Origin of the sequence: Pseudomonas sp. T1.Ur, from assembly GCF_023516725.1 — a bacterium.
In the GTDB taxonomy this organism is placed as follows: domain Bacteria; phylum Pseudomonadota; class Gammaproteobacteria; order Pseudomonadales; family Pseudomonadaceae; genus Aquipseudomonas; species Aquipseudomonas alvandae.
Genome location: NZ_JAMGSN010000001.1, coordinates 390,441 through 404,299, shown reverse-complemented (window position 1 = coordinate 404,299; position 13,859 = coordinate 390,441). Strand labels below are relative to the sequence as shown.

Sequence of the window (13,859 nt, the reverse complement as noted above, 5' to 3'; positions counted from 1 at the left end):
CGATCATCGAACATGAAAGTATTGGACGGTCGGATGCAATCCGTTGTGAAGGCTATATAGTCTGACTAATCGCAGGAGCCATTAAAGGCAATGTGCAGGATGCACGGACCAAGCCTGGTTAATTTCAATCAAGGCTGTTCGCAAAATGGGGAGAACGATGGCGCGAAAATATTGGCTGACCGGTGCCAGTAACGGTTTGGGGGCTGCGTTGGCCGAAGCGATCCTTCAGGCCGGTGCGCAGTTGGCCGTCAGTTCTCGCGTCGCGCCCTCTTGCGAGGCCCTTTCGCAGCGATATCCCGGCCAGGTGCTGATGGTGCCGGGCAACTTGACCGACAGCCAGACCGTTCGAGCGATTGGCCAGCGGCTTGCCCAGGAATGGGGCGCACTGGATACAGTGATCATCAATGCCGGCACGGCTGAATACGTTGCAGGCCAACCCACGGATAATGCGCTGATCGAACACATCATTCGCAGTAATCTGCTCTCGGCGAGTTTCTGCATCGAGGCGGCGCGCCCCTTGTTACGCCGGGGAACCGAGCCACATCTGGTGGGCATCACCAGCCCGGTCACCTATTTGCGACCCTCGCAAGCCGAGGCCGACGGCAACGCGATGCGCCACGTATTCGAATCGGTGCGTACCGATCTGGCGTCCAACGGGATCGACCTTACGCTGGTCATCCCGGGTTTTGACAATCCGGCGACGGACCTCAATGAAGACTTTTCAGTAGGGGTCCGTTGGACTGCTGAAACGGCAGCGAGCCACATACTGGCGCAGCTGGCGGAACGTCCCCATGGAATGGCCTTGCCTGCCGCCGCCATGACGAAGCTCTGGCCGTTACCGTCATGCGAACCTGCTCAAGGCGACATCGTCGCCTGCCAGGGCACAGGACAATCTCCGATCAAGGGACAACCCTGAACGGCCCGGGTGCCTTACACTGCGGCCCATGAAAACCATCCCCCTCGTTGAACTCCCCGCGCCGGCCGTCACGTGCTCGACCTGCGCGGCGTGCTGCTGCCAGCTCGAAGTCATGCTCATCACCGACACCGGTGTTCCAGAGCGGTTTATCGACACCGACGATTGGGGCGGGGAAGTGATGCTGCGGCTTGATGACGGTTGGTGCGCGGCACTGGATCGCGACAGCATGATGTGCACGATCTACGAGAGGCGTCCGCTGATTTGCAGGGAGTTCGAAATGGGGGCGCCGGAATGCCTGGAAGAACGTCAGGGCATCGCGACGGCGTATCGGTAACGAAACATTCTGAGAACTGATTTTTGTGGGAGCGAGCTTGCTCGCGATAGCTGTAGATCAGGCAACATCGTATCGTCTGACCAACCGCTTCGCGAGCAAGCTCGCCCCCACAGTTCCCAAGCTGTCTCTTACAACGGCATCGTGTAGTGCAGCGCGTAGCTTTCCACACCGTCGTTGGTCGACTTGATGCCAGCGTTGGAGTAATGAGTGGCGCGGATGCCCACTTCATGCCCACCCTTGAAGCGCAGGCCGAAACCGATGCGATCCTCGAACTGGAACGCCGTGCCCAGCTTGTTGGTTTCCACTTCGGTGTTTTCAAACAACGCAACGCCCACGCCTGCCTCGATATAAGGCTTCACGTTCTGGCCGGCGAATTCGTACACAAAGACTGGCGAGAACGACAAGCTATGGTTGCTGGAAGTCTCATCACCCTCCCAGTACGTGTAGGCGCCGTTCCAGTATCCGGTCAGGCGGCCAACGTCGCTCTGCAACCAGCTCTTGTCCCAATCGAATTGCATGCCCAGGCGATAGGTCATGGTCGAGTCGCCAGTCTGGCCAACCCCGAACTCGACGCCCGCCGCCTGCGCGGTGTAACTGTGCCCCAGCAATGCAGCCGCAAACGCGGCAAAGCAGAATAAGCGCTTCATTAGAAACATCCTTTCCGACAGCCTAGTTAGTTTTTTCCTACAACGGACAGAGCTATAGAAATCGGCGCCAAAACAGAAGTTCAGCTCGATTTACACAATTTTCACGTTTTTTTTACAGTTCGAAGTTTCGCACAATGTCAGACGAATCCCATAGAGTCGGTAGGATTTTTCTTAAATGTAGCGGATCCGCACTGGTCCAGAATTGCGCTTCTCTGGCCGGCCCATGGGCCAGTAGATTCCGTTCGGCCAACAGGCGTTGAAGTTGCCGGGCCACGGCGGCGCCCGTGTCGATCAGGCTGATATGTTCGGGAACCATGTGCTTGAGCAACGGCTTGAGGAATGGATAGTGCGTGCAGCCGAGGATCAATGTGTCGCAACCGGCCGCCAGCAAGGGAGTGACGTAACCTTGCAGCAATTGAAGCAAGGCCGGGCTGTTCAGGTCGCCGGCCTCGATCAACTCCACCAGCCCTGGACAGGGCTGCGTGATGACCCGCACATCCGTGGCAAAACGATCGAGCAACGCAGCAAACTTGGCGCTCTGCAAGGTGCCCGTGGTTGCCAGCACACCCACGATGCCGCTTCGCGTGGCAGCGGCGGCAGGCTTGACCGCTGGCTCCATGCCGACAATGGGCCACTCGGGGTAATCGCGACGCAGATCGGCCACGCCGGCCACCGTCGCGGTGTTGCAAGCGACCACCAGCGCCTTCGCGCCTTCGCGCTGGAGAAAGCCGGCAATGATCGCGCATCGCTCGCGAATGAATTCCGGGCTCTTTTCGCCGTAAGGAATATGCCCGCAGTCAGCGACATATAGCAGAGACTCATTGGGCAGCAACCGACGGATCTCACCCAGCACCGACAACCCGCCGACCCCAGAATCGAACACACCGACCGGCGCTTCACTCATGTCGGCTTGCCACAGACGCTGCAACCCGGATCACGCTTGACCCGCAATTCGCGAAAACGCGTGCCCAAGGCATCGATCAACAGCAAGCGCCCCACCAGCGGCTCGCCGAAACCGGCCAGCAGCTTCAACGCTTCGAGCGCCTGGAGACTGCCCACCAACCCCACGAGCGGGCCAAGCACGCCGGCTTCGCTGCAGGTCAATTCAGCTTCGCTGCCGTGACCGTAGAGACAGTGGTAACACGGACTCTCGGCGCGACGTGGATCGAACACCGACAGTTGCCCTTCCAGACGAATCGCCGCGCCGCTGACCAATGGCTTGCCCGCCGCCACACAGGCAGCGTTCACCGCTTCGCGCGTGGAAAAATTGTCGGAGCAATCCAGCACCACGTCCACCGCCGCCACGGCATCTGCCAGGCTGTCTTCGTCCATCGCGGCCGAGTGAGGCACCAGCCGGACCTCGGGATTGATCGCGGTCAGGCGCCGCACCGCCGATTCGACTTTGCTCAGGCCCACGCTGTCGGTGTCGTGGATGATCTGCCGCTGGAGGTTGGTCAGGTCGACCGTGTCGAAGTCCGCCAGGTGCATCTCGCCCACGCCAGCGGCGGCGAGGTACAACGCCACCGGAGCACCGAGGCCGCCCAGGCCGATGATCAATACACGGCCCTGCTTGAGGCGCAACTGCCCGTCGATGTCAACGTGTTGCAGCAGAATCTGTCGGCTGTAGCGCAGCAATTCCTGATCGTTCAGCACGGCAGGCGTCCCAGGCTGATGCGTTCATGGTTGCCCAGGTCCTTGCGACTGTGAACTTCGGCAAATCCTCGGCCACTCAACAGGTCGCGCACCGCTTCAGCCTGGTCGTAACCGTGTTCGAGCATCAACCAGCCGCCCGCCTCGAGATGATGGGGTGCCTGGTCGACAATGGTGCGCAGGTCATCAAGCCCGTCCGGCCCGGCGACCAGGGCACTGGCCGGTTCGAAACGCACATCGCCCTCGGCCAGATGCGGATCGCTGGTGGCGATATAGGGCGGGTTGCTGATGATCAATTGGAAACGCTCGCCCTCCAGGGCGCTGAACCAGTGGCTGCTCAGCACCGTCACGTTGCGCAGGTCCAGGCGCTGGCGATTGCGCTCGGCCAGGGCCACCGCTTCGAGCACCCGATCGACCGCCGTGACTGTCCAGGCCGGGCGCTCGCTGGCCAACGCCAGGGCAATCGCGCCGCTGCCGGTGCCCAGGTCCAGGACCCGGGCCGGTGCGGCCGGCAGCAAGGCCAACGCGGTCTCCACCAACAGCTCGGTGTCGGGACGCGGGATCAACGTATGGGGCGCCACCTCCAGGTCGAGCTTCCAGAAACCCTGCTGCCCGAGGATGTAGGCCACCGGCTCGCCGGAGCGACGTCGGCGCAGGTATTCGGAAAACAACAGCGCCGCCTCGCTGGGTACGATCCGCTCGGGCCAGGTGTGCAGGAAGCTGCGGGACTTGCCCAGCGCAGCGGCCAGCAACAACTCGGCGTCCAGCCGTGGCGTAGGCGAATCCGGCAGCTCGGCGGCGCGTAACAGACTGGCGATGATGGTCATTTATTCACCTGTGCTTATTCGCCAATCGCGGCCAACTGGTCGGCCTGGTATTCGGCCAGCAAGGGCTCGATCACCGCGTCGACACCACCTGCAAGGATTTCATCCAGGGAATACAGGGTCAGGTTGACGCGATGGTCGGTGACCCGGCCCTGGGCAAAGTTGTAGGTACGGATTCGCTCGGAACGATCACCCGAGCCCACCAGCAATTTGCGCTCGCTGGCGATGGCGTTGGCGGCGGCGCTGGTCTGCTGGTCGTTGAGCTTGGCCGACAACCAGGCCATCGCCCGCGCGCGGTTCTTGTGCTGGGAGCGTTCCTCCTGGCACTCGACCACGATGCCCGAGGGCAAGTGCGTGATGCGGATCGCCGAATCGGTCTTGTTGACGTGCTGGCCGCCCGCGCCGGAGGAACGGTAGGTGTCGACCCGCAGGTCCGCCGGGTTGATCTCGATGGCTTCCTGTTCGTCCGGCTCGGGCAAGACCGCCACGGTGCAGGCGGATGTGTGGATGCGGCCCTGGGATTCGGTGGCTGGCACACGCTGTACGCGGTGGGCGCCGGATTCGAACTTCAACTTGCCATAGACGTTGTCACCCTCGACCCGGGCGATGACCTCTTTATAGCCGCCGTGTTCGCCTTCGTTCTCCGAGAGGATTTCCACACGCCAGCCACGACGCTCGGCGTAGCGCGAATACATGCGGAACAGGTCGCCGGAAAAGATCGCCGCCTCGTCACCGCCAGTACCGGCACGAATCTCGAGGAACACGTTGCGCCCGTCGTTCGGATCCTTGGGCAACAGCATGCGCTGCAGGTTGCTTTCCAACTCGACCAATTGCTCCTTGGCCTCGCGCACCTCTTCCACCGCCATTTCGCGCATGTCCGGGTCGCTGTCCTTGAGCAGCGCCTGGGCACCCTCGAGGTCGCCTTGCACCTTGAGCAACTGTTTATAGGTCGCGACAATCGGCTCGACTTCCGCGTACTCCTTGGAGTAGGTCCGGAACTTGTTCTGGTCGGAAATGACCTCGCCGTCGCCCAGCAAGGCGGTCAGTTCCTCGAAACGGTCCTGGAGAATGTCCAGCTTATTGAGCAGTGACGCTTTCATTGCGATTTTTTATCCGAAAAGCTATCCGGTGAAGCCTCACCGAGGGCGAAAAGTTCCTGGGCCATGGCCAACGCATCGAGGCGGCCTTCGGCGGTCAGTTTCTTGAGCTGGACGCTGGGCGCGTGGAGCAATTTGTTGGTCAGGCCACGGGCCAGTTGCACCAGCACCTCTTCGGCACTGCCACCGTTGGCCAGCAGGCGCTGGGCCTTTTGCAATTCTTCGTCACGCAGCCGTTCACTTTGCTGACGATACGCCTTGAGCACGTCCACCGCCGCCAGCTCGCGCAGGCGCACCATGAAATCCTCGGCGCCGACGGTAATCATCTCTTCCGCCGCCTGGGCCGCGCCTTGCCGGCTCTTCAGGTTTTCGGCAACCACTTCGTGCAGGTCATCGACACTGTAGAGATAAACGTCGTCGAGTTCGCCGACTTCCGGCTCGATGTCTCGGGGAACGGCGATGTCGACCATGAAGATCGGCTTGTGCTTGCGCAGCTTCAGGGCGCTTTCCACCGCACCCTTGCCAAGGATCGGCAACTGGCTGGCGGTGGAACTGATGACGATGTCGCTGTGTACCAGCTCGGCGGGAATGTCGGACAGCAGCACCGCGTGGGCGCCGAACTGTTCGGCCAGGGTACTGGCGCGCTCCAGCGTGCGGTTGGCGACCACGATGCGTTTCACGCCCAGGTCATGCAGGTGGCGGGCAACCAGGGTGATGGTCTCGCCGGCACCGATCAGCAACGCCTGGCTGCGCTGCAGATCACTGAATATCTGCTTCGCCAGGCTAACCGCCGCAAACGCCACGGACACCGGGTTCTCGCCGATGGCGGTGTCGGTGCGCACTTGCTTGGCGGCATTGAACGTGGCCTGGAACAGCCGCCCCAGCAGTGGGCCGACGGTGCCGGCCTCGCGCGCCACGGCGTACGCCGATTTCATCTGGCCGAGGATCTGCGGCTCGCCCAACACCAGCGAATCAAGCCCCGAGGCCACGCGCATCATGTGACGAACGGCCGCATCATCTTCGTGCACATAGGCACTGGCGCGCAGCTCTTCAAGGCTCAAATCATGGTATTCGGCCAGCCAGCGCAGCACTGAATCGGCAGAAACGTGATCCTGTTCTATATAGAGCTCGCTGCGATTGCAGGTGGAGAGGATCGCAGCTTCGCGGCTGTCGGTGAGTCGGCAGAGCTGCTGCAGGGCCTCAACCAGCTGCTCAGGCGTAAAGGCCACGCGCTCGCGGACGTCTACTGAAGCAGTCTTGTGGTTAATACCAAGTGCAAGGAAGGCCATTCAAGGTCGCTGATGGTGACGTGAAGCCGGCAATTGTCCTACTTCGCCAGATCCAGAACAACCACCCCCGACTATTGTCACAATTACCTGTGCCTATAAAGCATCCGCCGAGACTCGGTTATGTTTGACCGATGGCTTGTGTCATGATGATCCGACCGCAGGTTAGTCGTCCTCTTCCTATATGAATAGATCCTTTGCGTTGCTCCTCGCTTTTGCCTTCCTCGGCGGCTGCCAGTCCATGGCCCCCGTTTCGACGGACGGTACGCCACCGGTCGAAGACAGTTCCCCGACCCCCGAAAAGCCCAAGGTCTACGGCTCGTTCAGCGAGGAGACCATCTTCAGCCTGCTGAGCGCCGAGCTGGCGGGCCAGCGCAATCGCTTCGATATTGCGTTGGACAACTATGTGACACAGGCCATCAATACCCAGGACCCGGGGATTTCCGAGCGCGCGTTTCGCATCGCCGAATACCTGGGCGCTGACCAGCCTGCATTGGATACTGCGCTGATCTGGGCGAAGAACGCCCCGGACGATCTCGAAGCGCAACGCGCCGCCGCCATACAGCTGGCGCGTGCCGGACGTTATGACGACGCCATGACGTATATGGAGAAGGTCCTGCAGGGCAAAGGCGACACCCATTTTGACTTCCTGGCGCTGTCCGCCGCCGATACCGACCAGGAAACCCGCGCCGGCCTGATGAAGAGCTTCGATCGCCTGCTGCAGCGCCATCCGAACAATGGACAACTGATTTTCGGCAAGGCCCTGCTGCTGCAACAGGACGGCGACTCCCAGGGTGCCCTCACCCTGCTGGAAGACAACCCGCCAGAGGCCGGTGAAGTGGCGCCCATCCTGCTGCGTGCGCGACTGTTGCAAAGCATGAACCGCGGTGACGAAGCCCTGCCGCTGATGGAAAAAAGCATCAAGAAATACCCGGACGACAAACGCCTGCGCCTCACCTACGCGCGCATGCTGGTCGAGAACAACCGCATGGACGACGCCAAGGTCGAATTTTCCAGCCTCGTGCAGCAATACCCGGAGGATGATGACCTGCGTTATTCCCTGGCGCTGGTCTGCCTAGAGGCCAAGGCCTGGGAAGAGGCCAAGGGCTACCTGGAAGACCTGATCGCGCGGGAAAGCCATGTCGATTCGGCCCACCTCAACCTGGGCCGCATCGCCGAGGAGCGCAACGACCCCGAGAGCGCTCTGATCGAATACGCCCAGGTCGGCCCGGGCAATGATTATCTGCCGGCGCAACTACGCCAGGCCGACATACTGATCGGCAACGGCAGGACGGCCGAGGCCCAGAGTCGCCTGGCCATCCAGCGCGACACCCAGCCGGACTATGGCATCCAGCTCTTCCTGATCGAGGCCGAGACTTTGTCGGCCAACAACCAGGGCGACAAGGCCTGGGGCGTGTTGCAACAAGCCTTGAAGCAATACCCGGACGATCTGAACCTGCTGTATACCCGCGCCATGCTGGCGGAAAAACGCAATGACCTGGCCCAGATGGAAAAAGACCTGCGCCTGATCATCCAGCGCGACCCGGACAACGCCATGGCCCTCAACGCCCTTGGCTACACCCTGTCGGATCGCACCACCCGCTACGATGAAGCCAAGGTGCTGATCGAACAGGCCCACCAGATCAACCCGGAAGACCCGGCGGTACTCGACAGTCTCGGCTGGGTGAACTTCCGCCTGGGCAATCTCGACGAAGCCGAACGCCTGTTGCGCCAGGCCCTGGAGCGCTTTCCCGACCAGGAAGTCGCCGCTCACCTGGGTGAAGTGTTGTGGGCCAACGGCAAACAACGCGAAGCCCGGCAGATCTGGGACAAGTTCCTCAAGGAACAGCCCGACAGCCCCATCCTGCGCAGCACCATCAAACGCCTGACCGGATCAGAGACTCTTTAAGATTATGTTTTTGCGCCATTTCATCGTTTTCAGTTTTATCGCCCTGCTCGCCGGTTGCGCGGGATTCGGCGCCCGTGAATCCGTCCAGGGCCAGGGCAACCAGGCCCAGTGGCGCGAGCACAAGCAACAATTGAGTGGCCTCGATGGCTGGCAGATCGACGGCAAGATCGGTATTCGCGCGCCAAAGGATTCGGGCAGCGGCACCTTGTTCTGGCTGCAGCGCCAGGATTACTACGACATTCGCCTCTCCGGGCCGCTGGGCCGTGGCGCCGCACGCTTGACCGGCCGGCCGGGCCAGGTTTCGCTGGAAGTCGCCAACCAGGGACGCTACGAGGCGCCGACCCCTGAAGCGCTGCTGGAAGAACAACTGGGCTGGAAACTGCCGGTGTCGCACCTGACCTGGTGGGTTCGCGGCCTGCCGGCACCGGACAGCAAAAGCCGCTTGACCCTCGACGCGGACAGTCGCCTGTCCAACCTGGAGCAGGACGACTGGCAAATCGAATACCTCAGCTATGCCGAGCAGAACGGCTACTGGTTGCCCGAGCGCATCAAGCTGCACGGCAGCAACCTCGACGTCACGCTGGTCATCAAGCAATGGCAGCCGCGCAAGCTGGGGCAATGACATGAGCGCGACACGCCTGACGCTGCCCTCCCCGGCCAAGCTCAACCTGATGCTGCACATCCTCGGCCGGCGACCGGACGGCTATCACGAGCTGCAGACAATCTTTCAGTTCCTGGACTACGGCGACGAGATCACTTTCGCCGTGCGCGACGATGGCGTGATCCGCTTGCACACCGAATTCGATGGCGTTCCCCATGACAGCAATCTGATCGTCAAGGCCGCGAAAAAACTCCAGGAACAATCCGGTTGTTCGCTGGGCATCGATATCTGGATCGAAAAAATCCTGCCCATGGGCGGCGGCATCGGTGGCGGCAGTTCGAATGCGGCGACGACTTTGCTGGGCCTGAATCATCTGTGGCAACTGGGCTGGGACATGGATCGGCTGGCGGCCCTGGGCCTGACGCTAGGCGCCGACGTGCCGGTTTTCGTGCGGGGCCACGCGGCTTTTGCCGAGGGCGTGGGGGAAAAACTCACGCCGGTAGAACCCGAAGAACCCTGGTACTTGGTGCTGGTGCCGCAAGTATCTGTAAGTACAGCAGAAATTTTTTCAGATCCACTGTTGACACGTAACTCTCCTCCCATTAAAGTGCGCCCCGTTCCCAAGGGAAACAGTCGAAATGACTGCTTACCGGTGGTAGCAAGGCGTTATCCAGATGTTCGTAACGCATTGAATTTGCTAGGTAATTTTACCGAAGCAAAACTCACCGGAACTGGAAGTTGTGTGTTTGGGGGCTTCCCAAGCAAAGCTGAAGCTGATAAAGTCTCGGCCCTTCTGACAGAGACCCTTACAGGGTTTGTAGCGAAAGGAAGCAACGTTTCGATGTTGCATCGCAAGCTGCAAAGTCTGCTCTAAAAGGAATCGAGTGCTGGGCACTCGCAGCAACAGATACAGGGGCGTCGCCAAGCGGTAAGGCAGCAGGTTTTGATCCTGCCATGCGTTGGTTCGAATCCAGCCGCCCCTGCCATTTTCCTATACTCATCCAGGTATACCCTCAGCCTTCAGGTACTGCGCGTGTCCAAGATGATGGTCTTTACGGGGAACGCCAACCCCGATCTGGCTCGGCGTGTCGTACGTCAGCTGCATATCCCTCTCGGTGACATTTCTGTCGGTAAGTTCTCCGACGGCGAAATCACTGCCGAGATCAATGAAAACGTTCGCGGTAAAGACGTCTTCATTATTCAGCCGACTTGCGCTCCGACCAACGATAACCTGATGGAACTCGTCGTGATGGCTGATGCCTTCCGCCGTTCCTCGGCTACTCGTATCACTGCTGTTATTCCTTACTTTGGTTATGCCCGCCAGGATCGCCGTCCGCGTTCCGCACGTGTGGCTATCAGCGCGAAAGTCGTGGCCGATATGCTGACCGTAGTCGGCATCGATCGTGTACTCACGGTTGATCTGCATGCTGACCAGATCCAGGGCTTCTTCGATATTCCCGTGGATAACATCTACGGCTCCCCCGTCCTGGTGGATGACATTGAAGATCAGCGCTTCGAAAACCTCATGATCGTGTCCCCGGATATCGGCGGCGTCGTGCGTGCACGGGCCGTTGCCAAATCCCTGGGCGTTGATCTGGGTATCATCGACAAACGCCGTGAGAAAGCCAATCACTCCGAAGTGATGCATATCATTGGTGATGTCGAAGGGCGTACCTGCATTCTGGTCGATGACATGGTCGATACCGCCGGCACCCTGTGCCACGCGGCCAAGGCCCTGAAAGAGCATGGCGCTGCCAAGGTCTTTGCCTACTGCACGCACCCTGTGCTGTCCGGTCGGGCGATCGAAAACATTGAAAATTCCGTGCTGGACGAGCTGGTGGTGACCAACACCATCCCGCTGTCCGCTGCAGCACAAGCCTGTGCGCGTATCCGCCAACTGGATATCGCACCGGTAGTTGCCGAGGCGGTTCGCCGCATCAGCAATGAAGAATCGATCAGTGCGATGTTCCGCTAAGGGCCCTGCCCTTTCCTGAATGTCTCGTTGACGAAAAGCGCCCCGCCCCGGCATCACCTGTCGGGGCGGGGCTTTTTTGCCCATACCGTGCCTGGCGCTGGTCGCAAACGCCACTCGGTCATGGCTATTTTGGAGATACAACATGAACGATTTTACTCTGAATGCTGAAGTGCGTTCCGACCTGGGGAAAGGTGCGAGCCGCCGCCTGCGTCGTCTCGCAAGCCTGGTTCCAGCTGTAGTCTACGGTGGCGACAAAGCCCCTGAGTCCATCAGCATGCTGGCCAAAGAAGTTGCCAAACTGCTCGAAAACGAAGCGGCCTACAGCCACATCATCGAGCTGAACGTTGGCGGCACCAAGCAAAACGTCGTGATCAAGGCCCTGCAACGTCACCCGGCCAAAGGCCACGTGATGCACGCTGACTTCGTCCGCGTTGTTGCCGGTCAGAAGCTGACTGCTGTTGTTCCAGTGCACTTCATCAACGAAGCTGCTCCGGTCAAGAAAGGCGGCGAGATCTCGCACGTGACTTCGGAAATCGAAGTTTCCTGCCTGCCGAAAGACCTGCCTGAATTCATCGAAGTCGACCTGGCTGACGCCGAAGTCGGCACGATCATTCACCTGTCCGACCTCAAGGCTCCTAAAGGCGTTGAGTTTGTTGCCCTGGCTCACGGTGATGACAAGGCTGTTGCCAACGTCCACGCTCCACGTGTTGCTCCAGAAGCTACTGAAGAAGGCGCTGCAGAGTAATTTCACTCTGTCGCCGGAGTGACCGGAAACATCGCGGACTGGAACGTAGCGAGACAACGGGCAAGAACGCGAAGTTTACTTAACGGTAGATCCGCAATTTTCGTTCGTTGTCGCCACACTGTCTGACGCGACATGTTATCCACCACTCCAGGAAGGGCCCCTATCGTGACTGCCATCAAACTGATCGTTGGCCTGGGAAATCCAGGCGCCGAATACGAACAGACCCGGCATAACGCAGGGGCCCTTTTTGTTGAGCGCATCGCACACGCCCAAGGCGTCAGCCTGGCCGCCGATCGCAAATATTTCGGCCTGACCGGGCGCTTTTCGCACCAGGGTCAGGATGTTCGCCTGTTGATTCCCACCACCTACATGAACCGCAGCGGCCAGGCCGTGGCGGCATTGGCCGGTTTCTTCCGCATCAAGCCGGAAGAAATCCTGGTGGCCCACGACGAACTCGACCTGCCTCCGGGCGTTGCCAAGCTCAAGCAAGGCGGCGGCCATGGCGGTCACAACGGGTTGCGCGACATCATCGCGCAACTGGGTAATCAGAATACCTTTCACCGCCTGCGGCTCGGCATCGGCCACCCGGGCGTTGCCAGTATGGTTTCAAACTTTGTCCTGGGTCGCGCGCCTCGCGCCGAACAGGAAAAACTCGATGCCAGCATCGACTTCGCCCTCGGCGTGCTGCCGGATATCCTCGCCGGTGAATGGAACCGCGCGATGAAAAACCTGCACAGCCAGAAGGCCTGACACTTATCCGAGGGGAAACACCATGGGATTCAATTGCGGCATCGTCGGCCTGCCTAACGTCGGCAAGTCCACCCTGTTCAACGCCCTGACCAAATCCGGGATCGCGGCCGAGAACTTCCCCTTCTGCACCATCGAGCCGAATAGCGGCATCGTGCCGATGCCCGATCCACGCCTGGAAGCCTTGGCGGCGATCGTCAATCCCAAGCGTATCCTGCCGACCACCATGGAATTCGTCGACATCGCTGGCCTGGTGGCCGGTGCGTCGAAAGGCGAAGGCCTGGGCAACAAGTTCCTGGCCAACATCCGTGAAACCGATGCCATCGCCCACGTGGTGCGCTGCTTCGAAGACGAGAACGTGATTCACGTCTCCAACAGCGTCGACCCGAAACGCGACATCGAAATCATCGACCTGGAACTGATTTTCGCCGACCTCGACAGCTGCGAGAAACAACTGCAGAAAGTCGCCCGCAACGCCAAGGGTGGCGACAAGGACGCCGTCGTCCAGAAAGGCCTGTTGGAACAGCTGATTGCCCACTTCACCGAAGGCAAGCCTGCGCGCAGCCTGATGAAGAACATGAGCACCGACGAGAAACAGGTGATCAAGGGCTTCCACCTGCTGACCACCAAGCCGGTCATGTACATCGCCAACGTCGCTGAAGACGGTTTCGAGAACAACCCGCACCTGGACGTGGTCAAGGCCATTGCCGAAGAAGAAGGCGCCATGGTCGTTCCGGTCTGCAACAAGATCGAAGCGGAAATCGCCGAGCTGGACGACGGTGAAGAGAAAGACATGTTCCTCGAAGCCCTGGGCCTGGAAGAGCCTGGCCTGAACCGCGTGATTCGCGCCGGCTACGAAATGCTCCACCTGCAGACCTACTTCACCGCCGGTGTCGAAGAAGTCCGCGCCTGGACCGTTCGCGTGGGCGCTACCGCCCCGCAAGCCGCCGGCGTCATCCACACCGACTTCGAGAAAGGCTTCATCCGCGCCGAAGTCATCGCCTACTCGGATTTCATCCAGTACAAGGGCGAAGCGGGCGCCAAGGAAGCCGGTAAATGGCGCCTGGAAGGCAAGGAATACATCGTCAAGGATGGCGACGTGATGCACTTCCGCTTCAACGTCTGAAG

Annotated in this window: 15 protein-coding genes and 1 tRNA gene; 10 read left to right on the top strand and 6 right to left on the bottom strand. The window is 60.3% G+C overall.

Features of this window, described 5'->3' with window-relative positions:
* Window positions 1-157: 157 nt before the first annotated feature.
* Both M8Q45_RS01860 and M8Q45_RS01855 read left to right on the top strand, forming a co-directional pair.
* Window positions 158-916 (top strand): SDR family NAD(P)-dependent oxidoreductase, encoded by a 759-nt coding sequence (locus tag M8Q45_RS01860; protein WP_249873368.1) that lies wholly within the window; start codon window positions 158-160, stop codon window positions 914-916.
* A gap of 28 nt (window positions 917-944) precedes the next feature.
* A complete protein-coding gene (locus tag M8Q45_RS01855) occupies window positions 945-1,250 on the top strand; it encodes a YkgJ family cysteine cluster protein (RefSeq protein ID WP_249873367.1) in 306 nt (101 codons plus the stop codon).
* Window positions 1,251-1,378: 128 nt separating this feature from the next.
* Here M8Q45_RS01855 and M8Q45_RS01850 read toward each other — a convergent pair whose 3' ends face one another.
* The 6 genes from M8Q45_RS01850 to hemA all read right to left on the bottom strand — a co-directional run bounded on the left by M8Q45_RS01850 (window position 1,379) and on the right by hemA (window position 6,757).
* Window positions 1,379-1,897, bottom strand: coding sequence for an acyloxyacyl hydrolase (locus tag M8Q45_RS01850; RefSeq protein ID WP_249873366.1), 519 nt, complete (start codon window positions 1,895-1,897; stop codon window positions 1,379-1,381).
* Window positions 1,898-2,009: 112 nt separating this feature from the next.
* The gene (murI, locus tag M8Q45_RS01845) at window positions 2,010-2,801 is read right to left on the bottom strand and encodes a glutamate racemase (protein WP_249873365.1); all 792 of its coding nucleotides are present in this window, start codon (window positions 2,799-2,801) and stop codon (window positions 2,010-2,012) included.
* Window positions 2,798-3,550, bottom strand: coding sequence for a molybdopterin-synthase adenylyltransferase MoeB (locus M8Q45_RS01840; RefSeq protein ID WP_249873364.1), 753 nt, complete (start codon window positions 3,548-3,550; stop codon window positions 2,798-2,800). The genes murI and M8Q45_RS01840 overlap by 4 nt, the downstream gene beginning before the upstream one ends.
* A complete protein-coding gene (gene prmC, locus M8Q45_RS01835) occupies window positions 3,544-4,374 on the bottom strand; it encodes a peptide chain release factor N(5)-glutamine methyltransferase (protein ID WP_249873363.1) in 831 nt (276 codons plus the stop codon). The genes M8Q45_RS01840 and prmC overlap by 7 nt, the downstream gene beginning before the upstream one ends.
* A 14-nt stretch (window positions 4,375-4,388) precedes the next feature.
* A complete protein-coding gene (prfA, locus tag M8Q45_RS01830) occupies window positions 4,389-5,471 on the bottom strand; it encodes a peptide chain release factor 1 (RefSeq protein WP_058546035.1) in 1,083 nt (360 codons plus the stop codon).
* Window positions 5,468-6,757: a glutamyl-tRNA reductase gene (gene hemA / locus M8Q45_RS01825; RefSeq protein WP_039592198.1), complete on the bottom strand. Its 1,290-nt coding sequence runs from the start codon at window positions 6,755-6,757 to the stop codon at window positions 5,468-5,470. Before hemA ends, prfA begins: the two co-directional genes overlap by 4 nt.
* Before the next feature lie 181 nt (window positions 6,758-6,938).
* Between hemA and M8Q45_RS01820 the strand changes: the two genes are divergently transcribed.
* The 8 genes from M8Q45_RS01820 to ychF all read left to right on the top strand — a co-directional run bounded on the left by M8Q45_RS01820 (window position 6,939) and on the right by ychF (window position 13,857).
* On the top strand, window positions 6,939-8,663 hold the full coding sequence (locus M8Q45_RS01820) for a tetratricopeptide repeat protein (RefSeq protein ID WP_181287854.1): 1,725 nt from the start codon (window positions 6,939-6,941) through the stop codon (window positions 8,661-8,663).
* Window positions 8,664-8,667: 4 nt separating this feature from the next.
* The gene (gene lolB, locus M8Q45_RS01815; RefSeq protein WP_249873362.1) at window positions 8,668-9,285 is read left to right on the top strand and encodes a lipoprotein insertase outer membrane protein LolB; all 618 of its coding nucleotides are present in this window, start codon (window positions 8,668-8,670) and stop codon (window positions 9,283-9,285) included.
* A 1-nt stretch (window position 9,286) separates the two neighbouring features.
* Complete coding sequence (ispE, locus tag M8Q45_RS01810; RefSeq protein WP_249873361.1) at window positions 9,287-10,138, top strand: 4-(cytidine 5'-diphospho)-2-C-methyl-D-erythritol kinase; 852 nt, start codon at window positions 9,287-9,289, stop codon at window positions 10,136-10,138.
* 37 nt (window positions 10,139-10,175) lie between these two features.
* A tRNA-Gln gene (locus tag M8Q45_RS01805) sits at window positions 10,176-10,250 on the top strand.
* A 47-nt stretch (window positions 10,251-10,297) separates the two neighbouring features.
* The gene (locus M8Q45_RS01800; RefSeq protein ID WP_003171603.1) at window positions 10,298-11,239 is read left to right on the top strand and encodes a ribose-phosphate pyrophosphokinase; all 942 of its coding nucleotides are present in this window, start codon (window positions 10,298-10,300) and stop codon (window positions 11,237-11,239) included.
* A 142-nt stretch (window positions 11,240-11,381) separates the two neighbouring features.
* The gene (locus M8Q45_RS01795; RefSeq protein ID WP_207966248.1) at window positions 11,382-11,984 is read left to right on the top strand and encodes a 50S ribosomal protein L25/general stress protein Ctc; all 603 of its coding nucleotides are present in this window, start codon (window positions 11,382-11,384) and stop codon (window positions 11,982-11,984) included.
* 165 nt (window positions 11,985-12,149) lie between these two features.
* Complete coding sequence (pth, locus tag M8Q45_RS01790) at window positions 12,150-12,734, top strand: aminoacyl-tRNA hydrolase (protein ID WP_003185374.1); 585 nt, start codon at window positions 12,150-12,152, stop codon at window positions 12,732-12,734.
* A 22-nt stretch (window positions 12,735-12,756) separates the two neighbouring features.
* Complete coding sequence (gene ychF, locus M8Q45_RS01785) at window positions 12,757-13,857, top strand: redox-regulated ATPase YchF (protein ID WP_217860324.1); 1,101 nt, start codon at window positions 12,757-12,759, stop codon at window positions 13,855-13,857.
* The last annotated feature ends 2 nt before the right edge of the window (window positions 13,858-13,859 follow it).